Source organism: Streptomyces sp. DvalAA-14 (assembly GCF_900091855.1).
Taxonomy (GTDB): domain Bacteria; phylum Actinomycetota; class Actinomycetes; order Streptomycetales; family Streptomycetaceae; genus Actinacidiphila.
Genome location: NZ_FMCH01000301.1, coordinates 1 through 22923 on the forward strand (window position 1 = coordinate 1; position 22923 = coordinate 22923).

At 69.7% G+C, this 22923-nt stretch carries 20 protein-coding genes; 12 read left to right on the forward strand and 8 right to left on the reverse strand.

Annotation, left to right across the window (positions count from 1 at the left end):
* Window positions 1–34 precede the first annotated feature (34 nt).
* A complete protein-coding gene (locus tag GA0115240_RS15070; protein ID WP_093737186.1) occupies window positions 35–490 on the forward strand; it encodes a hypothetical protein in 456 nt (151 codons plus the stop codon).
* A gap of 3 nt (window positions 491–493) precedes the next feature.
* Here the strand turns inward: GA0115240_RS15070 and GA0115240_RS15075 are convergent, their stop codons facing one another.
* Both GA0115240_RS15075 and GA0115240_RS15080 read right to left on the reverse strand, forming a co-directional pair.
* Window positions 494–1084 (reverse strand): hypothetical protein, encoded by a 591-nt coding sequence (locus tag GA0115240_RS15075; RefSeq protein ID WP_202451384.1) that lies wholly within the window; start codon window positions 1082–1084, stop codon window positions 494–496.
* Window positions 1085–1282: 198 nt separating this feature from the next.
* Window positions 1283–3463 (reverse strand): RecQ family ATP-dependent DNA helicase, encoded by a 2181-nt coding sequence (locus tag GA0115240_RS15080; protein WP_093737187.1) that lies wholly within the window; start codon window positions 3461–3463, stop codon window positions 1283–1285.
* 242 nt (window positions 3464–3705) lie between these two features.
* Here GA0115240_RS15080 and GA0115240_RS15085 point away from each other — a divergent pair, with 242 nt between their 5' ends.
* Window positions 3706–4848 carry a DUF4192 domain-containing protein gene (locus GA0115240_RS15085; RefSeq protein WP_370673340.1) on the forward strand — a complete coding sequence of 381 codons (1143 nt, stop codon included), beginning with the start codon at window positions 3706–3708 and terminating at the stop codon, window positions 4846–4848.
* Here the strand turns inward: GA0115240_RS15085 and GA0115240_RS15090 are convergent.
* The gene (locus GA0115240_RS15090) at window positions 4760–6070 is read right to left on the reverse strand and encodes an alpha/beta fold hydrolase (RefSeq protein ID WP_093737189.1); all 1311 of its coding nucleotides are present in this window, start codon (window positions 6068–6070) and stop codon (window positions 4760–4762) included. The two genes, GA0115240_RS15085 and GA0115240_RS15090, sit on opposite strands and share 89 nt — an antisense overlap.
* 372 nt (window positions 6071–6442) lie before the next feature.
* Here GA0115240_RS15090 and GA0115240_RS15095 point away from each other — a divergent pair, with 372 nt between their 5' ends.
* The 5 genes from GA0115240_RS15095 to GA0115240_RS15115 all read left to right on the forward strand — a co-directional run bounded on the left by GA0115240_RS15095 (window position 6443) and on the right by GA0115240_RS15115 (window position 12810).
* Window positions 6443–7177, forward strand: a complete 735-nt coding sequence (locus tag GA0115240_RS15095; RefSeq protein WP_093737190.1) for an NUDIX hydrolase — start codon at window positions 6443–6445, stop codon at window positions 7175–7177.
* Between the two features lie 51 nt (window positions 7178–7228).
* A complete protein-coding gene (locus GA0115240_RS15100; RefSeq protein ID WP_093737191.1) occupies window positions 7229–8986 on the forward strand; it encodes an ATP-binding cassette domain-containing protein in 1758 nt (585 codons plus the stop codon).
* Between the two features lie 105 nt (window positions 8987–9091).
* Window positions 9092–9997, forward strand: a complete 906-nt coding sequence (locus tag GA0115240_RS15105) for a FadR/GntR family transcriptional regulator (protein WP_093737203.1) — start codon at window positions 9092–9094, stop codon at window positions 9995–9997.
* A 253-nt stretch (window positions 9998–10250) separates the two neighbouring features.
* Complete coding sequence (locus tag GA0115240_RS15110; protein ID WP_093737204.1) at window positions 10251–11828, forward strand: RNA polymerase sigma factor; 1578 nt, start codon at window positions 10251–10253, stop codon at window positions 11826–11828.
* A gap of 145 nt (window positions 11829–11973) precedes the next feature.
* The gene (locus GA0115240_RS15115) at window positions 11974–12810 is read left to right on the forward strand and encodes a S1 family serine peptidase (RefSeq protein ID WP_093737192.1); all 837 of its coding nucleotides are present in this window, start codon (window positions 11974–11976) and stop codon (window positions 12808–12810) included.
* A 101-nt stretch (window positions 12811–12911) separates the two neighbouring features.
* On the opposite strand, the gene GA0115240_RS15120 is transcribed toward GA0115240_RS15115, so the two are convergent.
* The gene (locus GA0115240_RS15120; RefSeq protein WP_093737193.1) at window positions 12912–13142 is read right to left on the reverse strand and encodes a DUF7455 domain-containing protein; all 231 of its coding nucleotides are present in this window, start codon (window positions 13140–13142) and stop codon (window positions 12912–12914) included.
* Window positions 13143–13573: 431 nt separating this feature from the next.
* Here GA0115240_RS15120 and GA0115240_RS15125 point away from each other — a divergent pair, with 431 nt between their 5' ends.
* Window positions 13574–15694, forward strand: coding sequence for a DNA gyrase/topoisomerase IV subunit B (locus GA0115240_RS15125; protein WP_093737194.1), 2121 nt, complete (start codon window positions 13574–13576; stop codon window positions 15692–15694).
* 94 nt (window positions 15695–15788) lie between these two features.
* On the opposite strand, the gene GA0115240_RS15130 is transcribed toward GA0115240_RS15125, so the two are convergent.
* On the reverse strand, window positions 15789–16520 hold the full coding sequence (locus GA0115240_RS15130; RefSeq protein ID WP_256069815.1) for a tyrosine-type recombinase/integrase: 732 nt from the start codon (window positions 16518–16520) through the stop codon (window positions 15789–15791).
* Window positions 16521–16755: 235 nt separating this feature from the next.
* Here GA0115240_RS15130 and GA0115240_RS15135 point away from each other — a divergent pair, with 235 nt between their 5' ends.
* Window positions 16756–16902: a hypothetical protein gene (locus GA0115240_RS15135; protein ID WP_161302228.1), complete on the forward strand. Its 147-nt coding sequence runs from the start codon at window positions 16756–16758 to the stop codon at window positions 16900–16902.
* Between the two features lie 515 nt (window positions 16903–17417).
* Here the strand turns inward: GA0115240_RS15135 and GA0115240_RS15140 are convergent.
* Complete coding sequence (locus GA0115240_RS15140; protein ID WP_093737197.1) at window positions 17418–18896, reverse strand: oxidoreductase; 1479 nt, start codon at window positions 18894–18896, stop codon at window positions 17418–17420.
* 146 nt (window positions 18897–19042) lie between these two features.
* On the opposite strand from GA0115240_RS15140, the gene GA0115240_RS39230 reads away from it, so the two are divergent.
* Window positions 19043–19357, forward strand: a complete 315-nt coding sequence (locus tag GA0115240_RS39230; RefSeq protein WP_093737198.1) for an Imm1 family immunity protein — start codon at window positions 19043–19045, stop codon at window positions 19355–19357.
* Window positions 19358–19457: 100 nt separating this feature from the next.
* Here GA0115240_RS39230 and GA0115240_RS36180 read toward each other — a convergent pair whose 3' ends face one another.
* Window positions 19458–19847 carry a hypothetical protein gene (locus tag GA0115240_RS36180; RefSeq protein ID WP_141708841.1) on the reverse strand — a complete coding sequence of 130 codons (390 nt, stop codon included), beginning with the start codon at window positions 19845–19847 and terminating at the stop codon, window positions 19458–19460.
* Between the two features lie 138 nt (window positions 19848–19985).
* Between GA0115240_RS36180 and GA0115240_RS15155 the strand changes: the two genes are divergently transcribed.
* Complete coding sequence (locus tag GA0115240_RS15155; RefSeq protein ID WP_237554887.1) at window positions 19986–20579, forward strand: hypothetical protein; 594 nt, start codon at window positions 19986–19988, stop codon at window positions 20577–20579.
* Between the two features lie 187 nt (window positions 20580–20766).
* Here the strand turns inward: GA0115240_RS15155 and GA0115240_RS15160 are convergent, their stop codons facing one another.
* On the reverse strand, window positions 20767–21924 hold the full coding sequence (locus tag GA0115240_RS15160) for a PAS domain-containing protein (RefSeq protein WP_093737200.1): 1158 nt from the start codon (window positions 21922–21924) through the stop codon (window positions 20767–20769).
* 225 nt (window positions 21925–22149) lie between these two features.
* Between GA0115240_RS15160 and GA0115240_RS15165 the strand changes: the two genes are divergently transcribed.
* The gene (locus GA0115240_RS15165) at window positions 22150–22497 is read left to right on the forward strand and encodes a cyclic-phosphate processing receiver domain-containing protein (RefSeq protein WP_093737201.1); all 348 of its coding nucleotides are present in this window, start codon (window positions 22150–22152) and stop codon (window positions 22495–22497) included.
* Window positions 22498–22923 lie beyond the last annotated feature (426 nt).

The window sequence follows — 22923 nt, forward strand, 5'->3', positions numbered from 1 at the left end:
CGGCGCCGCTGCCGCTGCCACGCCTTCCGGGCCGGTGACCCCGGCCGCCGCGGCGGCTCCCGGCGCGGTACTCGAGCAGCGCGCCGACAGCGCATCCGGTGCACAGATCCAGCTGATCCCGGCGCCCGCCGACGGCGCGACGGACGCCGCCGACGAGGCGGTCGACCTGCTGCTCGACAGCGGACGCGCCCCCGGCGAGATCCTGGTCCTGACCACCGGCGACCCGCATCCCTGGGCCGCGCACGAGTCCTCCTTCGGCGAGGACTCCTACTGGGCCCAGCACGACGCCAGCGACGACGTCTTCTACGCCGGCGCCAGTGCGTCCCGCGCCACCGGCAGGCCGGTCGTCATCGTGGCTGTCAACGGCGGCTCCGACGAGACAATGCCCCAGGTGCTAGCGGGCGCGCTCTCCCGAGCGGGCGTGCTGCTGATCGTCTGCGGGGATCCGGCACGGATCACCACCATGCCGGGAGCCGGCGTCAGCTCCTGAGCGTCACCGGGCGGCGGTGCGGCGCAGCGGTTGCGGCCCTCCGCCGGGAACCGCCGGTACCGGACCGCCCGCCCGCCGGGGGTACGAAGTCGAGTTGGGGGTGCGGCCGTTGCGGTTCTCCCCGATGATGTTCCAGCCCTCGCCGGTGAGCGTGACATACGATCCGCAGCGCAGGCCGTGCAGGGTGCAGGCGTCCCGCAGTCCCCACATCCAGGCGCCGTCCTCCTCGGTCCAGCCGCCCTTGCCGTCGCGGCAGACCATCAGCACCGCTGTCCGGACCGGCTGGCGCAACCGCAGATCGTGCGGGATGACCCGGCGCAGATGGGACAGCAGCGCGTTGCGCCGCTCCCAGCCGTCCGACACGTCGGCTCGGGCTGCGAACGAGGCGCTCGCCCTGATCCGCCCGTCCGGGTCGTAGACCGCGACCACCGCGGTCGACGGGGGCGGCTGGTGCCGGGAGTGCAGATCTTTGATCACATCCCGCGGATTGGCCAGCAGCGGTACTCCGACGCCGGTCCATTCGGCCGCTTCCAGATTGCGCGACGCGCGGGAGGTGATGGTGGTGGACGTCTCCGCTATGAAGCCGATAGTCACGGTCCTCCCTTCACAGATACACCCGTAGACCGGGCGCGGGGCGCACTCCGGTCGGAGGGCTCGATGAGCCGATCGGGGATCCGAAGGCAATTCTTCCTCTCGTAACTGCTTGCGGCAACGGGCAATTGCCGCCACCGACCGGTATGGACCTGTCCGCCCGCATAGATCCCTTCCGGGTCATGGCCCGGCATCACCCGATCATCCTTGAACGGCCAGGACCAGCGGGAACACCGCTGTCGCGCCCGCCTGCCGCAGCATCCGAGCCACGACGGCGAGCGTCCATCCGGTGTCCGCGAAGTCGTCGACGACGAGCACCGGGCCCGGCGCCGCCCGCAGTGCGGCCATCAGATCCGCCGGCAACCGGAAGGCCTCGTGGAGGGCGCGAACCCGTTGTGCGCTGTTGCTGCGCGGCACCCCGCCGGGGTCGCCGCCGTCCGCGTACTCCACCTTTCCCAGCAGCGGTATCCGGCCCACTTCGGCGATGCGGGCACTGAGCGAGTCCACGAGCAGGCCGCGTCGGCGGGAGGCGACACCGACCACTCCCACCGGTCGCTGCGGCGCGCCCGGCTGCCCGCTCGCCCAGCCTCCGGCGCCCCTGGCCCAGTCGGCGAGCACTTTGACCACCGCTTCGGCGGCCTCCGGCGGGACGGGCTGATCGACGGCGCCGTCGGCGAACAGCGGGCGCAGCCGATTGCCCCAGCCGATGTCGGACAATCTGCCGAGAGCCCGACCGCTCTCGGCCTGCTCGCCGGCGGGAATCCGGCCCTTGAGAGGAACCCCCGCCGCCTCCAGCCCCGTCGGCCACATCTTGCGCGGATCCAGCTGCACGCCCGGGCGGCCGAGGGCGGCCCGGGCCGCGTCCAAGGCGGCGGCCGAGACCTCCGTCGGGAAACGCGCCCCCGCGCAGTTGTCGCAGCGACCGCAGGGCTTCGCCTCTTCGTCGTCCAGTTGCCGGCGCAGGAATTCCATCCGGCAGTCCGTCGTACTGGCGTATTCGCGCATCGCCTGCTGCTCGGCCGCGCGCTGGTTCGCGACCCAGGCGTACCGCTGGGTGTCGTAGGCCCATGGTTGGCCGGTCGCTGTCCAGCCGCCGCGCACCCGTCGCACCGCACCGTCCACGTCCAGCACTTTGAGCATGATCTCCAGCCGGGAGCGGCGCAGATCGACCCGGGGCTCGAGTGCGGGCACCGACAGCGGGCGGTCGGCGGACGCCAGGACGTCCAGGGTGCGGCGCACCTGTTCCTCGGGCGGGAAGGCGAGCGAGGCGAAGTAGCGCCAGATCGACTCGTCCTCCGGACCGGGCAGCAGCAGCACTTCGGCGTGGTCGACACCGCGGCCGGCCCGACCGACCTGCTGGTAGTAGGCGATCGGTGAGGCCGGAGAGCCGACGTGCACCACGAATCCGAGGTCGGGCTTGTCGAAGCCCATGCCGAGCGCGGAGGTGGCGACCAGCGCCTTGACCCGGTTGGCCAGCAGGTCCGCCTCGGCGGCCTGCCGCTCGGCGTTCTCCGTTTTTCCGGAGTAGGAGGCCACCGGATAGCCGCGCCCGCGCAGGAACGCGGTGATCTCCTCGGCGGCGGCGACAGTGAGGGTGTAGATGATGCCGGAGCCCGGGAGCGTGTCGAGATGATCGGCGAGCCAGGCCAGCCGGTGGGCGGCGTCGGGCAGTCGCAGCACGCCCAGCGACAGGCTTTCGCGGTCCAGCGCCCCGCGCAGCACCAGCGCCCCCTCCTGCCCGGCTCCCACGGCTCCGGTGCCCAGCTGTTCCGCGACGTCGGCGGTCACGCGGGCGTTCGCGGTGGCGGTGGTCGCCAGCACCGGAACGCCGGGCCGCAGATCGCTGAGCATCGTGCGCAGGCGCCGGTAGTCCGGTCGGAAGTCGTGCCCCCAGTCGGAGATGCAGTGGGCTTCGTCGACGACCAGCAGTCCGGTCGATGCGGCCAGTTCGGGCAGGACATCGTCCCGGAAGTCGGGGTTGTTGAGCCGTTCGGGGCTGACCAGCAGCACATCGAGCTCGCCCGCCGCCACCTCGGCCTCGATCTGGACCCACTCCTCGGTGTTCGACGAATTGATCGTGCGGGCCTTGATCCCGGCCCGGGCGGCCGCCTCCACCTGGTTGCGCATCAGCGCGAGCAGCGGCGAGACGATCACCGTCGGCCCGCTGCCGCGTTCGCGCAGCAGCGCGGTCGCGACGAAGTACACAGCCGACTTGCCCCAGCCGGTGCGCTGCACGACCAGGGTCCTGCGGCCGTGCGCGACCAGTGCCTCGACCGCGCGCCACTGGTCCTCGCGCAGCCGGGCAGCGCCGGGTTCGGCGCCGACGAGTCGGCTCAGTACGGTGTCGGCGGCGGCGCGCAGCTCGGTGGTCGTCTGGTTCATGGCTCCATGCAACCCGATGGGACCGACAGTCCGCGAATTTCGTCTCGTGATCTGTGGATAACTCCGTTCGGAGTTATCCACAGGCATTCAGGGGGGTCTGGCGCGGTACGTGCGGGATACGTCATCGTCGAGTCATGACACAGAGCAACGAAATCGAGCACACAGAGTCATCAGGCGGAGACGACGATATTAAGGTCACACTGCGGGGCCCAGCAGAACTTGCGGACGCCTTGCCGTACTTGATGGGCTTCCATCCCACGGAGAGCGTGGTGATGGTGGCGCTCCACGGCGAGCGCGGCCGGTTCGGCGGGCGGCTCCGCCTCGGTCTGCCGCAGGACGAGCGCGAATGGCCGGAGGTGGCCGAGCAGCTCGCGGACTGCCTGGTGAAGAACAGTACGCGACGTGGCGCCCGGCCGGACGCCATCGTCCTGTTCTTCTGTCAGGACCCGCGCGAGGGCGAGCGCCCCTGCGCGGTCATGGAGCGGCTGCGACCGCTCGCCCAGCGCCTGCGGGTCGCCTGCGGGGAGCTGGACGTGCCCGTCGTGGAGGCCCTGTGCGTATCGGCCGGCCGCTGGTGGTCCTACTGCGGGCCCGAGGCGGCCGGCGGGCCGAGCGAGGGGGAGGAGCTGCCGCCGGCGGGCAGTACGGCCATGGCCGCCACCGCCGCATACGTCGGCCTGCCCGCTCCGGGGTCGCTGCGCGATCTCGAGGTACGGCTGAAGCCCGCCGAACGCCATCGGCGGCAGGAGATCGCCCTGGACATCGCCTCGGCCGAACTGCTGCCCAGAATGCTGGATCCCGAGGGCGGCGAGGATCAGGAGGAGTTGGTCAGGAAGCGCACTTTGACCCTGGCCCGCGCCGCGCTGGAGCGTTTCCGTGCGGCGCCGCCGATCAGCGATCCCGAAAGCGGGGACCGGCGCGACGACAAGCTGCTGGGTGAGGACGAGGCAGCGGCGATCATCCTCGGCCTGCAGGACAGAGAAGCCCGCGACCGGGCCGCGGAATGGATGGAGCCGGCGCAGGCCGACGCGGCTCTGCGGCTGTGGCGGGCGCTGGCCCGCCGCTGCGCCGGCCCCTACGGCGACCACGCCGCGGCGCCGCTGACCCTCGCCGGCTGGGTCGCGTGGTCCTCCGGCGACGACGCGGAAGCACGGGTCGCCCTCGGTATGGCTCTCGACCGCGAACCGCACTACACCTTCGCCCGGTTGCTGCACCATTCGGTGAATGAGGGGTTGGACCCCGAGCTGTTGCGGCGCTGCCTGCGTCAGGAGCGCCGCAAGCGGGTGGTCGCCGCCACTACAGCTCGCCGCGGGCCAGCCGGACGAGCCGGTCGAGGACCCGGCCGCCGCTCACCCGGAGACCGTCGTGTTCGTACTCGTCGGTGACCCAGGTCCGCAGGCCCCGCACCGCGCGGGCGGTGGCGAGCGAGTCGGCGGTGTCGACGTACATGTCGTCGTGATAGATCGCCGCCGCCACCGGCACCTCGTTGCGTGCCAGCTGAGCCGGATCATAGAGGTCGGGCCAGTGCTCGCGGCCCGCCAGCAGTTCGGCCGTCTCGCGCAGTGGTGCCAGCGCCGGAATGGTGTCGAACATCCACGGATGGATCGTCTCGCCGGTGAAGAGCACCGGTCCGCCACTCGCGAGCGCCGCGGCCGCGTCGAACTGCGGGAAGTCCCGCCGCACCCGCTCGGCCGCCCAGTCGGTAGCGCCGGGCGAGACGGAGCGCTGCCCGTAGATCGCCTCGTGCAGCACCGCGTAGAGCGGGTTGCCGGCGAAGGACAGATGCCCCTGAACCTCGGAGAGGAAGGAGTCGGACAGCGTCGGACGGGCCAGCCCCGGCACGAAGGCGTCCTCGATCAGATAGTGCAGAGTGTGCGAACCGTTCGCCGAGCCCAGCATGATGCCGAGCGCCTGGAATGCCTCGGGGCTGAGCCGCCCGCCGCCGGGCAGGGTGACCTCGGTGTCGCGCAGATGACCGGCGATCGCCCGGACGGCTTCGACATCGCCCGGGTAGCGGGCATAGTGGCCGCGGTTCTTGCCCTCGATCCGCGGATAGGCGGCGCGGTAGACGTCCTCCGCGCTGGACCGGAGGCCGGGCAGCCCGCCGGTGATCAGCACTTCCCGCAGCCCGTCGGATGCGAAGGACAGATAGGTGAGCGCGCAGAAGCCGCCGAAGCTCTGCCCGAGGACGCTCCAGCGCTCGTCCTCGCCGAGCAGCCGGCGCCGGATCGTCTCGCAGTCGCGGACGATGGAGTCGGCCCGGAAGCGGGACAGGTGGCGCGCTTGCGCCGCCGCGTCACCGCGGGCGGGAAGCGTCTGACGGGTGGCCGGGGTGGAGTGGCCGGTGCCGCGCTGGTCGAGGAGCAGCACCCGGTAGTCGTCCAGCGCGCGCTCCAGCCAGCCGTCCCGTCCGGCCGGGCGCGGCGAACGGCCACCCGGCCCGCCCTGGAGATAGAGCAGCCAGGGCAACGGATCCTGCTCCCGCCCGGCCGCCACGACCTCCCGGGCATAGATCTCGATCTGCTCCCCGTCCGGTGCGTCGTGGTCCAGGGGGACAGCGAAGGTGTGGTCGGTGAGTACGGTGCCGGGCTGGCGGTGGACGGCCATGGATCTGCCTCCGGAGGTGCGAGGAGTTGCGAGACGGTGCGAGGAGTTGCGAGACGGTCGGGGAGGTGCGAAGAGCTGCGAAGGGAGGCGTGCGGTGTCGCGGGCCGGGTGCTTCGGCTCCCCTCGGGGAACGGTAGACGGGCACTGGGCCGGGGCTCGACTGAGGGGCGCGCGGAGGAGGCTCCGCGGGCTGGCGGCGTCGGCGGGTACCCGGCGCTGGGCCCGGGAACGGCCCGGCAGGGCCCCGGACCAGCGGAGGAGTGCCGGGACGCGATGGGCGGCCGGCAGGGAGGAGGAGTGCCCATCGGAACCTGATCACGAAGAGCTGAGATCCGGCTGATTATCGTCAGGCAGACGACTAAGATCGCGGGCATGTCGCCCTACGACCCGTCGGCCTTCCCGCCCTTCGCCGTCACCGTCGACCTGGTCGTGCTCACGGTGCGCGAACACGCCCTGTGCGCACTGTCCGTTCGCCGCGGCGAGCCGCCCTTCCAGGGGCGCTGGGCGCTGCCGGGTGGTTTCGTCCGGGGCGACGAGAACCTCTCGCAGGCCGCGGCACGAGAGCTGGCCGAGGAGACCGGGCTGCGCGCGCAGAACGGCGCCCACCTCGAACAGCTCGCGACGTACGGAGACCCGCAGCGCGATCCGCGGATGCGGGTGGTCAGCGTGGCCCATCTGGTGCTGGCGCCCGACCTGCCGGCGCCGCGGGCCGGGGGTGACGCCCGCAGCGCCCGCTGGGCTCCGGTCGACGCGCTGCTGGCGGAGGGCGGCCCGGACCATCCGGGAGAGGCGGCCTCGCTGGCCTTCGACCACCACCGAATTCTGGCCGACGGTGTCGAGCGCGCCCGGTCGAAGATCGAGTACTCCTCGCTGGCCACCGCTTTCTGCCCGCCCGAGTTCACCGTGGGGGAGCTGCGGCGGGTCTATGAGGCGGTGTGGGGAGTGGCGCTCGACCCGCGCAACTTCCACCGCAAGGTGACCGGGACGGTCGGCTTCCTGGTGCCCACCGGGGGGACGACGACGCGTCAGGGCGGGCGGCCCGCACAGTTGTTCAGGGCGGGCGGCGCCACCTTGCTCAACCCGCCGATGCTGCGACCGGACGTCTGATTCTTGGGAGTATTTGTCCCATTTGCGAGTTTTAACAGTTATGGTACTGGGGTGATCCAGGCCATCGGATTGACCAGCACCTCCCGTCGCAACGCCCGGCCCGCCGTAGCCGACCTCACCTTCGACATCCGCCCCGGCGAGGTGACCGGCCTGCTCGGGCCGGCCGGCTCCGGCAAGTCCACCGTGGTCCGGCTGCTGCTCGGCATGGAGGCGGGCCGCGGATTCACCCTCGTGGACGGCTGCCCGCTGAACGATCTGCCCCACCCCGCCCAGGAGATCGGCGCCCTGGTCGGCGATGTCAGCGGCCACCCCCGCCGCACGGCGCGCGGCCACCTGCGCATGCTCTGCGCCGCCTACGGAGAACCGCTGGCCCGCGCGGACGAGGTGCTGCGCCTGGTCGGACTCGACGCGATGGCCGGCGAACGGCTCGGCAACTTCTCGCTCAGCATGGACCGGCGGCTGGGATTCGCGGTCGCCCTGCTGGCCCGCCCCCGCACGCTGATCCTGGACGACCCGGCCCGCGGGCTGCCGCCCAGGGAAGCCGCCTGGGTGCACGACCTGGCACGCAAGCACGCCGCCTCGGGCGGCGCCGTCCTGCTGACCGGAAGGGACGCGCGGGCCCTGGCCCGTACCGCCGACCGGGTGATCGCACTGGACAACGGCCGGCTCGTCGCCGACGAGTCCGCCGCCGACTTCGCCGGCAGCAGACTGCGTCCGCATGTGGCGGTCAGCTCCCCCTACGCCGAGCGGCTCGCGGGGCTGCTTGCCGAGGACGGCGCCGAGGTGGTCACCGCCGCCGGCAGCCGTATCGCCGTCTACGGGACGACCTCCGCGGCGGTCGGGGAGACCGCCTACCGGCACGGCATCCTGCTGCACCACCTCGCCGACGAGGCCGGCCCGCCCGTCGCGCCACCGGAGGCGGACATCGCCCAGGTGCCCCGGGCGCGGAAGGCACCGCCGACCCGGCTGATCGCCCACCGGACCGGACCGGAGCGCCCGTTCGGCTACGAGGTGCGGCGCGGCTTCGGCGTGCGCACCCCCTGGCCCACCGCGGTCGCGGCACTCATGGGGTCCGCCCTCGGCGTCGCGCTGATGACCCGGCTGGGCACCCCGCCCACCTCCTCGCTGCGGCTGGTCTCCGGCTGGGCGACCGAACTCCCGCTGCCCGCCGCCGCGATCGGTGCTGGCGGGCTCGGCGCGCTCAGCTACGGGCAGGAGTTCATGTACCCGGCGCTCGCCCCCGGATACGGCCCCGAACCCCGCAGTCCCCGGCTGCTCGCCGCGAAGCTCCTGGTCAGCGCCGCCGCGGCTGTCGTACTCGCCGTGCTGGCCACCCTCCTCGACTTCGCGCTGCTGCACAGTGCCTCCGGCGCACCCCGGCACTTCGAGCCGCTGGCCCACCCCGCCGCCCTCGCCGCCTGGGCCGGTCTCGCGGTCGCCTGCGCGTGGGCGGGAGTGCTGGCGGCGGCCGTCTTCCGCACCACCGCGCTGGGACTCGCCGCCGTGCTCGCCGTTCCGGTACTGGTCGTACCAGCGGTCCGAGCGGCCATCGGCGGGCATGCGTCCCGGGAACTCGGCGACGCCGCCGGGGCGTTGTGGTCGGTGCTGACCGGTGTCTCCCAGGACGGGGACGCGGTGTCCGGGGCGCTGCGGTTCGCCGGACAACCCCTGTTCCTGGCCCTGGCGTTGTCGCTCGCCGGGCTGGTCGGAGCGTATGCGGCCAGTGCGTTGCGCGGGCGGCGCCGTGGCCGCCGGTCAACCGCGCTGCGCACCGGCGGCCCCGCCACACTCACCGGCAAAAAAGGCTGATTCGCCCCTGAAAAACGTCAATTATCAGGTGATGAGCACTCACCCTTTCGTGTGCTTTTCAGCAAAGCCCTCAAGGCCCGCATCGGCATCGCCGACAAAGGATGCGTGAGTACCCTTGCGCATTCCATGATGACCGCGGCCCGTTCCGCCGACTCCGGCGTGGCCGGCCCGGGCGAGCTGGACCGCTACCCGTATCCCGACGCCCCCGGCGCCGACCGCCCAGGACTTCCGGCCTGGGAGGGCGTGGAGCCGGACATGAGCCGGGTCGGCCGCCGTGCGGGCGGCAGCCGCGGCCGTGGTCTGCACGGCCAACTCGTCCAGCAGCTCGGACAGATGATCGTCTCCGGCGACCTCGGCGCCGACCGCCCGCTGGTGCCCGAGGAGATCGGCCAGCGCTTCGAGGTCTCCCGCACGGTGGTGCGCGAGTCCCTGCGCGTGCTGGAGGCCAAGGGCCTGGTCAGCGCCCGCCCCAATGTCGGCACCCGGGTGCGCCCGGTCAGCGACTGGAACCTGCTCGACCCCGACATCATCGAATGGCGCGCCTTCGGTCCGCAGCGCGACGAGCAGCGCCGCGAATTGCTCGAACTGCGCTGGACCATGGAGCCACTGGCCGCCCGGCTCGCCGCCGGCCACGGGCGCGAGGACGTCCAGCAGCGGCTGGCCGACATGGCGGAGATCATGGCCCACGCCGCCGCCCAGGGCGACGCGCTCACTTTCTCCCGGGCCGACGCGGAATTCCACACGCTGCTCCTGCAGATCGCGGGCAACCGGATGCTGGAGCACCTGTCCGGCATCGTGTCATCCGCCCTCCATGTCTCCGGCGGCCCGGTCACCGGCTGCGACCGACCCGCCGACGCCTCGGTCGGCCTGCACCACCGCATCGTCGACGCGCTGGCCGGCGGCGACGGCAGCACCGCCGAAGCGGCGATGCGCCAGCTCCTCGCGGTGCCGGCCGAGCAGCAGGCCGCCGGCGCGGCCGACCACGTCGTCCCCGCCCCTCGCGAGCACTGACAGCCCTCCGGGCCGCTGCGGGCCCCGCCCATCGGGACCCGTGGCGGCCCTTGTGTGCGAAAGATGTCCCTTTTGATGCCTGTGGGTACGATTCGGGGTGTGACTCGGGCCACGTAGGTAGGGCGTAACGCTTGGCGAGGCAGTGCGATGACTTAAGAGGTGGCAGCCGCACGAGGAATATTCGGCGTCGAGTTTGACGCTGAGTCGCTGTGCGGTTCCACCGAGTCGTTCCCATCGTTCCGAGAGGTTGTTCGTGTCGGCCAGCACATCCCGTACGCTCCCGTCCGAGATCGCCGAATCCGAGTCTCTGATGGCGCTCATCGAGCAGGGTAAGGCCCAGGGCCAGATCGCCGGCGACGACGTACGTCGGGCGTTCGAAGCGGACCAGATTCCGGCAACCCAGTGGAAGAACGTTCTGCGCAGCCTCAACCAGGTCCTCGACGAGGAGGGTGTGACGCTGATGGTGACTGCCGCTGAGGCGCCCAAGCGCACCCGTAAGAGCGTCGCAGCCAAGAGCCCGGCGAAGCGTACTGCCACCAAGACGGTCGCCACCAAGGCGGCCCCTGCCAAGAAGACCGCTGCGCCCACGGCCGCCGCCCCAGTGGTGACGGCCGAGGCCGAGACCACGGTGGAGCCATCGGTGGAGGCGGAAACCCCAGCCAAGAAGGCGCCCGCGAAGAAGGTCGCCGCCAAGAAGTCGGCCGCCAAGAAGGCCCCCGCGAAGAAGGTGGCGGCGGCCAAGAAGACCACCGCCGCCGTTCCGAGCGAGGACGAGGCGGTCGCCGAGACCGACGAGCTGCTCGACGAGGCCGCCCCCGGCAAGACCGGGGAGGACGAGACCGAGAAGCCGGAGTCCGAGAGCTTCGTGCTCTCCGACGACGACGAGGACGACGCGCCGGCCCAGCAGGTCGCCGTCGCCGGTGCCACCGCGGACCCGGTCAAGGACTACCTCAAGCAGATCGGCAAGGTCCCGCTGCTCAACGCCGAGCAGGAGGTCGAGCTCGCCAAGCGGATCGAGGCGGGGCTGTTCGCCGAGGACAAGCTCGCCGCGGCCGACAAGCTCGCCCCCAAGCTCAAGCGCGAGCTGGAGATCATCGCCGAGGACGGCCGCTGGGCCAAGAACCACCTGCTGGAGGCCAACCTCCGCCTGGTGGTCTCGCTGGCCAAGCGCTACACCGGCCGCGGCATGCTCTTCCTGGACCTGATCCAGGAGGGCAACCTGGGCCTGATCCGTGCGGTCGAGAAGTTCGATTACACCAAGGGCTTCAAGTTCTCCACCTACGCCACCTGGTGGATCCGGCAGGCGATCACGCGCGCGATGGCCGACCAGGCCCGCACCATCCGCATCCCGGTGCACATGGTCGAGGTCATCAACAAGCTGGCCCGCGTCCAGCGCCAGATGCTCCAGGACCTGGGCCGCGAGCCCACCCCGGAGGAGCTGGCCAAGGAACTCGACATGACCCCGGAAAAGGTCATCGAGGTCCAGAAATACGGCCGCGAGCCCATTTCGCTGCACACCCCCCTGGGTGAGGACGGCGACAGCGAGTTCGGTGACCTGATCGAGGACTCCGAAGCGGTCGTACCGGCCGACGCGGTCAGCTTCACGCTTCTGCAGGAGCAGCTCCACTCGGTTCTGGACACGCTCTCCGAGCGGGAGGCGGGCGTGGTCTCCATGCGCTTCGGCCTCACCGACGGGCAGCCGAAGACGCTGGACGAGATCGGCAAGGTCTACGGGGTAACGCGCGAGCGGATCCGGCAGATCGAGTCCAAGACGATGTCCAAGCTGCGCCACCCGTCGCGCTCCCAGGTGCTGCGCGACTACCTGGACTGATCCCCGGGGCGCCCCGGGCGGACTTCCACCGGGAATTCCGCTCCGGGCGCCTGCCGGGCACCAGCGGTCCGCTTCTGCGGATGCGGCCTCCGGCCCTATCGATGACTCTGGGTGTTCAGAGTTGTTCACAGGGTCAGGAGGCCGTATGCGTTTCCCCTTTCGTGCCGTGATGGCGGCGGCGGTGGCACTGCTGCCCGCCGTGGCTGTGCCCCTGGCGGGGCCCGCCGCCCCGGCAGCCGCGAACGGTGTGATCATCGGCGGCACCCCTACCACCACCGACCAGCAGCCGTGGGTCGTCGCCCTGTCCAGCCGCTCGCGTTTCGGCGACGCCCGATCGGGCCAGTTCTGCGGGGGCGTGGCCGTCTCGGCGCGCACGGTCGTCACCGCCGCGCACTGCTTCGGCAAGGAAGCCCTGGGCGTGTCCGACTGGCGGCAGCTGCCCGATCTGCGGGTCATCGAAGGGCGCACCGATCTGACCACCGAGGCCGGCGAGGAGCTGCAGCTGTCACAGGTGTGGGTGAATCCCGACTTCGATCCGTCCACCAATGCCGGGGACGTCGCGGTGATCACGCTGGACCAGCCGCTGCCCAGCGCAGCCGCCATCACGATGGCGCAGCCCTCGGACACCGATCTCTACCAGGACGGCACGCAGGCCGAGGTGTACGGCTGGGGGGACACGACCGGGCGCGGCGACTACGCCGACGGCCTCCGGGTCGCACCCGTCACCGTCTTCGCGGACACGACCTGTGAGAAGGCGTATCCGGGGAGTTCGGACGGGACATACGTGAAGGCCACCATGATGTGCGCCGGAGCGCCTTCTGGTGGCCGTGACGCCTGTCAGGGCGACAGCGGCGGGCCGCTGGTCGTAGCCGGCCGCCTGGTAGGTCTGGTGTCGTGGGGCAGTGGATGTGCGCAGGCCGCGTATCCGGGCGTCTACACGCGGGTCTCCGCCGTTGCCGCACTGGTGGCGCAGCACATGTGAAAACCCGGGTGAGAGCCGGCGTCCTCGGAAAACCCGCGGGCAGACACCCCCTCAAGGGGTCCGTCCGCCCGCGGGTCCGATGTCGTAGCTGCTGCGGTGTGTCAGCGCTCGTCGTCTCCCGCCGACGCCTGGGTCTCGGTGAGCCTGCCGGTCTCATCCTGTATTTCCGCTGCGATCTTCTTCAGCTCCGGCTCGAACTTGCGGCCGTGGTGAGCGCAGAAGAGCAGCTCTCCGCCGCTGAGGAGTACGACGCGCAGGTAAGCCTGAGCGCCGCAACGGTCGCAGCGGTCTGCCGCTGTCAGCGGACTCGCGGGGGTCAGAACAGTGGTCACGTCGCCTCTTCTCTAGCTCGACGAGCTGTCGTACCAGGGTCAACATCCAACCAGGCCGAAAACGTTCCCGCTCACGGCATTTCCTGCGAAACGGTCTTCAGAATGACTGGGTGTTACCGATTGGCGGCGAATAGCAGTCAGTTACGTCAGATGTCTCATGTGGGGCAGTTGTCCCGGACTCTCGCCCCCGGCTGGCTGTCGGGTTGTTGGAAGGGACGTGCCCGGAGCCTAAATGGTTCATGCCTCTTTGGGAACGTGACATGTGTATCACTCGCGCGGGTTATCGAACGGGTGCTCGATAAGGACTAGTATGGGCCTTCCGGATGCCGGGTCGCGGCGTTGCCCACCTGCCCGGCATCGGTACCCTCTCACCGATGCGACCGAGTTTCGGTTGACGAACTTCATGACATCTGGATCGAGGAGCTGCCCGCGTGACCGCCGAAACAACCGTGCCGTCCTCCGCGCTGCTGGCCGGCGCGGATCGTGACGGCTCCAACTACACTGCGCGGCACCTGCTGGTCCTCGAAGGCCTCGAAGCGGTACGCAAACGGCCCGGTATGTACATCGGATCGACCGACAGCCGCGGTCTGATGCACTGCGTCTGGGAAATCATCGACAATTCCGTCGACGAGGCCCTGGCCGGCCACGGGGACCGCATCGAGGTGATCCTCCACGAGGACGCCTCGGTCGAGGTACGGGACAACGGCCGGGGCATCCCGGTCGACCTGGAGCCCAAAACCGGGCTGTCCGGCGTCGAGGTCGTGATGACCAAGCTGCACGCCGGCGGCAAGTTCGGCGGCGGCTCCTACGCCGCTTCCGGCGGTCTGCACGGCGTCGGCGCCTCCGTGGTCAACGCGCTGTCGGCCCGGCTGGACGTCGAGGTGGACCGCGGCGGCCAGACCCACGCCATCAGCTTCCGGCGCGGCGTCCCCGGCATCTTCACCGAATCCGGCCCCGACGCGCCCTTCGACCCGGCGAGCGGCCTGACCAAGATCAAGAAGGTGCCGCGCACCCGTACCGGCACCCGGGTGCGCTACTGGGCGGACCGCCAGATCTTCCTCAAGGACGCCAAGCTCTCGTTGGAGCACCTGCACCAGCGGGCCCGCCAGACGGCCTTCCTGGTGCCCGGCCTGACCATCGTGGTCCGCGACGAGCGGGGCCTGGACACCGACCGGCCGGTCGAGGAGATCTTCCACTTCGACGGCGGCATCAGCGAGTTCTGTGAGTACCTCGCCCCCGACAAGCCGATCTGCGACGTCCTGCGGCTCACCGGCACCGGTTCCTTCAAGGAGACCGTGCCGGTACTGGACGAGGTCGGCCACATGACGGCCACCGAGGTCACCCGGGAACTCGGCGTGGACATCGCCCTGCGGTGGGGCACCGGCTACGACACCACCGCCCGGTCCTTCGTCAACATCATCGCCACCCCCAAGGGCGGCACCCATGTGGCCGGATTCGAACGGTCGGTCGCCAAGACGGTCAACGAGGTGCTGCGCGCCACCAAGATGCTGCGCGTCGCCGAGGACGACATCGTCAAGGACGACGCGATGGAGGGCATGACGGCGGTGGTCACCGTCCGCCTCGCCGAGCCGCAGTTCGAAGGCCAGACCAAGGAAGTGCTCGGCACCTCGGCGGCCAACCGCATCGTCGCCGCGGTGGTGGCCAAGGAGCTCAAGGAATTCCTGACCTCGGCCAAGCGCGACACCAAGGCGCAGGCGCGGGCGGTGCTGGAGAAGGCCGTCGCCGCCGCCAGGACCCGGATCGCCGCCCGCCAGCACAAGGAGGCCCAGCGCCGGAAGACCGCGCTGGAGACCTCCTCACTGCCGGCCAAGCTCGCCGACTGCCGCAGCGACGACGTGGAACGCAGCGAACTGTTCATCGTCGAGGGCGACTCGGCGCTGGGCACCGCCAAACTGGCCCGCAACTCCGAGTTCCAGGCGCTGCTCCCGATCCGCGGCAAGATCCTGAACGTTCAGAAGGCATCCGTCTCGGACATGCTCAAGAACGCCGAGTGCGGCGCGATCATCCAGGTCATAGGAGCCGGCTCGGGCCGCACCTTCGACATCGACCAGGCCCGCTACGGCAGGGTGATCTTCCTCGCCGACGCCGACGTCGACGGCGCCCACATCCGCATCCTGCTGCTCACCCTCTTCCAGCGCTACATGCGCGCCATGGTGGAGGAGGGCCGCGTGTTCTCCGCGGTGCCGCCGCTGCACCGCATCGAGCTGGTCCAGCCCAAGAAGGGCCAGGAGAAGTACGTCTACACCTACTCCGACAACGAGTTGCGCCAGACCCTGCTCGACCTCCAGCGTCGCAACGTCCGCTACAAGGACAGCATCCAGCGCTACAAGGGCCTCGGCGAGATGGACGCCAACCAGCTGGCCGAAACAACGATGGACCCGCGCCATCGCACCCTGCGCCGCATCAACATCAGCGACCTGGAGGCCGCCGAACAGGCCTTCGACCTGCTGATGGGCAATGAGGTGGCGCCGCGCAAGGAGTTCATCACCAACTCTGCCTCGACCCTGGATCGCGCCAGAATCGACGTCTGACCTGCGGCGGAGCAAGCACGCCGCCTGATCTACCCCCTTGCGGTCCGCAAACAGTCCGCAAGGGATCTGCCGCGGGGCCGGCGCGGGGGAGTGGCTATGCCGCTTCCCCGGCCGGCGTCTCGCCCTCGCCGGGGCGGTCCGCGTATGCCTTGTCGACGGCGGCCCGGGTCCGCTCTTCGGAGTCGGGCCACAGGTGGGTGTAGATGTTCAGCGTCATGGCCGCGTTGGTGTGGCCGAGGCGCTCGGAGACGGTCTTCACCGACTCGCCGTGGTTGATCAGCAGGCTGGCGTAGTGGTGCCGCAGAGCGTGGGGCCCGCGCCCGTTGCCCTCCGGTATGCCGGCCTTCTTGCAGGCGGGCCGCCAGACCCGCTTCATGAACTCGTTGTAGGCGATGGCCCCTCCCTCGGGCGCGGTGAACAGCCAGCCGTCGGGGCCGGCCACGGGGAACGCCTTGAGGTGCGCGGTCAGCGCGTCCACCGCCATCTTCGGCAGCGGCACGATCCGGTGCGAACGCTCGGTCTTCGGCGGCCCGATGAACACTCCGTGCTTCGTCTGCTGCACCTGCTGTTCGACGCTGACGGTCGCTTGCAGCAGGTTCACGTGGCGAAGTTGGAGTCCGAAGACTTCCCCGGGGCGAAGCCCGGTGGCAGCCGCCAGGAGGATGAGGGCCTTGTAGGGCGCGGGTATTTGCTCGGCCAGGCTTCTTACCTGGTCGACGGTCAGCGGGATGACCCGCTTCCTGGGGATGGCCGGCAACTTGACGCCGGTGCACGGGTTGTGGGGGATCATGCGGTCCCGGACCGCCGCGCTGAAAACGGCGTTCACCGTGTTGAAGACGGTCCGGGTGGTGCTTGCCGCAAGTCCGCTGCTCGTTACCAGGCGGGTTACCCAGCGCTGGACGTCGCCGGGTTTGATCCCGCCCAGCGTCCTGCTTTCCCACGCCGGGTACGCGTGGCGCCGAGCATCCCGACGGTGTCCCGGCGCTGCCCTCTCGCCCCAGGCACTGCAGAACCTGACACTCCTGTGCGGGTAGCTGCTGCGCGAGATCCACCGGGTGGGGGTGAACCTCAACCAGATCGCCCGCGCCATCAACATGGGCACCCTGCCCGACACGACCGACGATATTCTGGTCGAGGTCCACGCCTTGGCCCGCGCCGGCCGCCTGGCCCTGGAACACGTCGTTTCGGGGTGGCGCCATGGTGCCTGACGTCTCCACCGGCTCCCGCACCCGCGGCCTGCTGTCCTACCTCTTCGGCCCCGGCCGAAGCGACGAACACACCGAGTCCCACGTCGTTGCCGCCTTGGCTATACCCGGCATCCCCGACTCCGGCCGCGCCCCCCTGGACCAGCACCACTCCATGCTCACCGAACTGGCCGACAACCTCGACCAGCCCGTGGGCGTGCGCGAGCAGCGCACCGGCAACAATGTCCCCCAGCACGTGTGGCACTGCCCCGTGCGCACCGCACCTGGCGACCGATACCTAATCGACGAGGAATGGGCGCAGGTCGCCCGCCGTATCGTGCACGCGCCCGACGACGGCGACGCCGCCACACGCCGGTGGACCCAGGAACGTAGTTCCGCCGCTGAGTCCGCTGCACCAGTTGTTTGCCGCCGCGGTTCAGCACACCGTGGGCGGCGCCAGGGGCGCGGTCGAGGCCGGTTCTGTCATCTTCCTGCCCCCTGCGCTGTCTTGCTGAACGAACTGAGGAGAGGATCAGCTGTCAGTTCTTGCTCAACGCACGGGTCACTCCCGCGACGACCGCCGTGGTCAGCAGCCAGCCCGCCGCAATCAATGCGTACGCCAGCCACTGCGCAGCCCCTGTGCTGAAGTACCACGCGCTACGTTGTCCCAGACCCCCGATCGGGATCAGCAGGTCCAGGGTATAGACGAGGGCGTGAAACGGCGGACCTTGATCTTTCTGGACCTGTTCCGGTGTCTGGGTACTGAAGACAACCGTGCCCAGCACGGTCAGGGCCGCGATCCAGATTCCTGCCAGCCAAGGACGGTAGCCGTGCCCGACCATGGCATCGATCATGTGGCTCCACGCCCGCCCCGCAGGACTCAGCGTGCTGCGGCGGTGGCGCTGCTTGGCCAGAAGCACTCTGCGGGCGTCGTCGTCATGGCCAATCTGCCGGTACCAGGTCGCCAGTTGCTCGTACTGTCGCGGCACGTACCCCGGATCCCGCCGTATCCAAGCCACCCGTCGCACCACGCTGTCCTGCGCGGTCGGGTTATCCTCCAGCAGCGCGTCGTAGGTGAACCCCTGCAACCTCACGACGTCCGGCCAGGTGCCGTCCCGGTCATGAAGGGTAGCGACGCGGGCACCGCGGAGGTCCACCGCGCCGGAAGGTGGTGCGGCTGGGGTGAAGACGAAGTCCCCCGCCTGCATACGTGTGCAGTCCAGCGCCGTTCCCTCGGCACCGAGTACGGCATTATCGAAGGCTAGCTGGTCTGCGATCTGTGCGCCGCGCAGGCGTATCGTTCCCTGGGCGGTGAATCCCCGGGTAAAAGCCATCGTCGACGCCCTTGCGTGATCGGCGATCACGGCGTGGGAGCCCGGATTGTGCACCCGCGCCTCCTTCATCGAGAGGCCGCCGGGCAGTTGGGCTCCAGGAAGCCGTATCCCGCCGTGTACGATGGACCGGTGCAAAAAAGCACCCCCTTCCATGACTAGACCACCTGCGAATAGTGCCCACTCGCCAGGAGCGCACAGAGTGGCGTCGCTGAGAACCAGTTCTCCGGCGATCCGGGCGTTCACCAGCGACACCCGGCCTCGTACAGCGGATCCCCGCAGTTCTAAGCGACCTGCGATCCGCGCCATCGTGGCGTCGATCCCCGGGATCCGACTGCCGCTGAGTCCAATGGTCCGGGTGGCCGCCCCGTAGGCACTAATTCCTTGCTCGAACCAGCAGTCCTCCAGCCACAGCCCGTGCGCGATTTCCGCACCGCTCAGGTCGAGTCGACCGCTTATGCGAGCACCGGTCAGCCGTAGAGCTGGGACAACCTCAGCCCGCCCCGGGTTGGCACCCAGCAGCAGCGTCGCCAGGACAGTCGCCCGGACCGTGCGCTCCGGCCCCCAGGTCTCGCCGGACTCAGGGTCGTCCTCGGGCCCGCGGACCCGTAGATCCGTTGGGTGTCCGGTGGGATACGCGTCCCAAACCTCTCGCTCCGGCGACGTCAACTCCTCGTAGGACAGCACTCCTAGAGGCTACTCAGGTTGAACTGAGATCACGTCCGGTGGCCCGACGATCAGGTCGGTCTCAGCCCGGAGTCTGGCACAGAGAGTGGACAGCCGTTGGCCTGGCCATCCCCGGAAGGGGACTTGGCACCAGCTCGTTCTCCAGCATGGCGAACAGCGCGTCACTCAGCTTCGGGGCCGACGCCGGCCCCGTCGAACGCACCCCGTCGCTCCTCTCTCCTGCCAGGCCTGCCGCCACCGCTGAACCGAACGCACACGTTCGTGGACGACGGAAACTACGTTTCCCTGGGTTCTGGAGAAGACCGGGTGGAGGTTGCTTACTGCATTGCCGGGAACAGGACGGATTTCCCAGAACGATCGCAAATTCCGTCGAGCTGGTGGTGCAAGCGGTCAAGGAGTTCTTGGCGTCGAAGGGCAGCCGTCCGAAATGCGTTCAGTGGCAGGTTCCCGAGATCTGGTGACGTCGTAGGTTCTGCCGCCCGATCTCAGGGTGCGGCTGACCACCCGCTCGCTCACTGAGAATTCCCGATCTACAGCGTCCCCTGCTCGGCTACGGCCGGACTAGCGGCTTTCGCCATGCCCGCTGTCGGTGGCGACGGTACGTTGGCGGGATCCCGTGCTGTGGCGGGCAGGCTGGTTACACCCTGTTTGGTTGAGCGCCCGGGCGAGCAGGAACCGCGCTGATTGCGGGCCGGACGTCCGGCTTCCCGGAAGCTCGTACTTGGACCACACCGGATGTCCGGTCAGTGCCGTCAGGGGATCCATCGAGTCGGCGACGTCGAATGTCGCTACGCGCTGCTCCGGCCCAGTCGAGGCTCGTTTCACCCGGCTGGCTGGGAGCCCGCAAGACTCCGACCCGCTTCGTTCGGTCGTCCGCGGCACGACGAACATGCCGTGATGTGTCTGCTGCACCTGCTGTTCGACGCGAATCGTCGCCTGCTGCAAGGTCACGTGGCGGAGTTGGAGCCAGCGGACTCCTCCGGGGCGAAGGCTGTGGCAGCAGCCGACGGGTGGTCCGGAGGCGGGGAGGACGCGGGGTGGGTGAGGATGCGATCGGCTTCCGCCGTGGCCGCCGCCTAGGCTCTCGGCATGCGGCGCGGCGATGTCAGGCAGGACGACGGCACGTGGGTGGGCCTGTCCCTGGACGTACAGGATCGCCGCCTGCCGGGGCTGTGCGTGCTTATGGTCGGGGCGCGGCTGCTGGTCTCCCGGCTGTCGTGGCCTGTGTTGCTCGCTGTCGTCGGGGAGCAGCTGCAAGGCGTGGACTTCTGGCGCACTGACGAGTACCGCTCCTTCGTCCCCCCGCTGCGCGCCGATGTGGGGCGCGCCCTGGCGGGCAGCCCGGAACGGTGGGCTCACCGCTTCGCCCGGTACCTCGGCGACGCGCCGGACGGTCCGCTGCACGACGGCCGATGGCTGCTTTCGGGCGAGAGTCCGCTTCCGCGCTGGCGTCAGGCCGGCACTTCGCACGCTGAGTACTGGAGCTCGATGCTCGTCGAGGGCCATCCGGACGGATACATCGACTGGTTCTTCCACTCCGGATCGTGGGAGGTTCTGCCGCTGCGGCCGATGCCCGGTGCTGACGACAGCCGGGTCAAGGCGTACCGCAGGCAGGCCCGCGAAGGGACGCTCCCACCCGTCCTCGACCTTCGGGGGGAGGTGGCGCGCGCGGGACCTCCCTGATCGGCCGTGATCCCGCGGCCCACGTTGCGAGGAATTGCCCGGTCCACCAGGTGGAGTTCTGCGATTTCGGCAGTCGGGCGCACCCGGATCCCGCTGGTCCGGGCCCAATCCGGCAGACGGAGCAATTCCGGCGGGACCATCGCCTCGACGTGTCGGCCTTCGTCGGGGTCCCGGTCGTGACGGCCGCTCAGAGATGAATGATCTCCCTGATGCCGGTCTGATCGGTGGCGCGGAGCGCAGAAAGCAGGTCATGCAGCTTTTTGGGCAGGCCCCTGCGGTCGAGTTCGGACTCCCAGCCGATATCCATATTCACGCAGAAGACGGCGACCAGGTGTCCCGACCCGTCCAGGACGGGAAGGGTCGAGGATTTGATCGGGCGACCATTGATGTCGATGCGATAGGCGGTGAAGTTTTCCGCGATGCGATCGTGCGCGTACTTGCGTATGACGCTGAGACCGAAATTCGTGTTGCTCGAGAAGACGGTCCGCCCGGTGATGGACTCCTCGATGCTGATCACGGAGTGGATGGGGTTTCGAACGTCATGGAGTACGAACTCGATGGCGCAGTGTCTGAACATCGCGCCCAGGCCGTGAATTGCTGAGCTCACAGCGGTGACGACCCCGTCCCGTTCTGCTTCGAATCCGCTCCGGGCATCCTCCGGAACGACCGCACGCAAGCGCTCCAGAAGGTGCGGGTCGAGCGCCGGACCGTCCTGGTCCAGCGTTGCCCCGTAGGTGTTGATGGTGTCGACCAGGTAGATCAGCTCATAGGCGGCGTACTGATTCGCTTCCCTCACCAACCGCTGGGCGAGCGCACGCGCGTAATCCGGTCGGTAGAACAGTGAGCCGTCCGCGCGCACGCCCACGGGATACTCCGCGTAGCTGGCGAGCTGTGGAGTCCGCATCCTTCGCGGCGAAGACGACGGAACGGCCACTGCGCTCGGGGCGGTCAGCGAGAATATCCGGTCGGCGGCGCTGTCCTGATCGACCGCGGTCGTGCTCGCGCTGACCCGGATCGGTTCCGTCATGCCGATATTGGTGACCGGGGCAAGTCGTTCGCGTCGGCCCATGAGGACACGGCCGACGGACATGTAGAAGCCGATGATGTCGGCAAGGATGACCGGAGCGGTCGCCAGTCGAGCCGAATCGGAAAACGAGCCGGAGTCGAAGATGATGATGCCGGACACCACCAGGACGATGGGGAGCACGATCACTGATGTGCGACCCATGATCAGTTGCAACCGAAACCACTTGGCATCCTGCGACTTGAGCGTCTCGAAGGTTTCGGTTTCCTGTCGCAGGCGTTCCCGCTCGCGAGGTGAAAGATCACTGGAGCCGTCGGTCATGGGTCGTCCCGTGGAAGTCGCTGCCCGAGGAGCCTTGGTAGGAGCAACGCATCCAGGAAGACTGCGGTTCCTCAACCCTGCCACTATCAGTAAACGTTGGTCCCGCGTCTTCCCCTCACGGCCCGGCAGTTGACGGATCTGCACTGTCGGCACGCGGTTCTCACGGCGTCGGACGGGCGCTCGCCACCGGAGACAACCCTGGACTCGGCGTCGGATGATGATCGGATGAAAGAAGACGACGTCGCACGGACACCGGTGATCCTCGGCATTGACGATCTCCGACCGCTCCCCAGAGCCACCCGCATCGCCCGTACCAGCCGCGAAGGCATCCAACTCCTGGAGGAGCACCGCGACAGCTTCATCGACGAGCTCTGGCTCGACCACGATCTCGGCGGCGACGACAGCATCATGCCCGTGGTGACCCTGATGGAAGAAGCCGCCTTCGGTGGACGGCCCTTCCGCATCGGAACCATTTTCGTTCACAGCGCCAACCCCATCGGCGCCGAGACGGTCGTCCGGGCGCTCACCCGCTGGAATTACCGCGTCCGGCGGACATCGGCTGAGCACTCCTGACTCCTGACTCCTGCGTTTCTGCCGTCGCGGACCTGCGGGTGGTCGAGAGGGCGGCCCTCCTCGCGTGCCGATTGCCGACTGACGTCCGCCGATTCGCGAGTGGCTACTGCCGCCGTCGGTCGTCGCGCGGGCGAGCGCGAGCGGCGGACGGTCCACCGGTTGGCTGATGATCCCGCTCCGGGCTGTCCGCCTCCCATCAACGTTCGTTGCGCCAGCAGCGGATCGGGGCCGAAGGGGTCTCGCCGACCTCCGGCGTCCGGAACGCCGGCGGCGGGAATCACCGGGGCCGGCGCGGACGGCGCGAGCGCGGTGGCCCGCGCCCATTGGCCCCGGGCGGCAACCCCGCCTCGCTCGGGCTCGTTCGGGTCGGCTCGGCCTGTCGTCCGGCGGCCCGCGCCCATTGGCCCCGGGCGGGCAACCCCGCCT

Bases quoted from the DNA above. Each gene is read 5' to 3' on its own strand.
- GA0115240_RS15080 (WP_093737187.1), bottom strand. From the start codon at position 3,463: ATGAACCAGACGACCACCGAGCTGCGCGCCGCCGCCGACACCGTACTG.
- GA0115240_RS15085 (WP_370673340.1), top strand. From the start codon at position 3,706: ATGGGCTTCCATCCCACGGAGAGCGTGGTGATGGTGGCGCTCCACGGC.
- GA0115240_RS15090 (WP_093737189.1), bottom strand. From the start codon at position 6,070: ATGGCCGTCCACCGCCAGCCCGGCACCGTACTCACCGACCACACCTTC.
- GA0115240_RS15095 (WP_093737190.1), top strand. From the start codon at position 6,443: ATGTCGCCCTACGACCCGTCGGCCTTCCCGCCCTTCGCCGTCACCGTC.
- GA0115240_RS15115 (WP_093737192.1), top strand. From the start codon at position 11,974: ATGCGTTTCCCCTTTCGTGCCGTGATGGCGGCGGCGGTGGCACTGCTG.
- GA0115240_RS39230 (WP_093737198.1), top strand. From the start codon at position 19,043: ATGGCGAACAGCGCGTCACTCAGCTTCGGGGCCGACGCCGGCCCCGTC.
- GA0115240_RS15155 (WP_237554887.1), top strand. From the start codon at position 19,986: ATGCGGCGCGGCGATGTCAGGCAGGACGACGGCACGTGGGTGGGCCTG.
- GA0115240_RS15160 (WP_093737200.1), bottom strand. From the start codon at position 21,924: ATGACCGACGGCTCCAGTGATCTTTCACCTCGCGAGCGGGAACGCCTG.
- GA0115240_RS15165 (WP_093737201.1), top strand. From the start codon at position 22,150: ATGAAAGAAGACGACGTCGCACGGACACCGGTGATCCTCGGCATTGAC.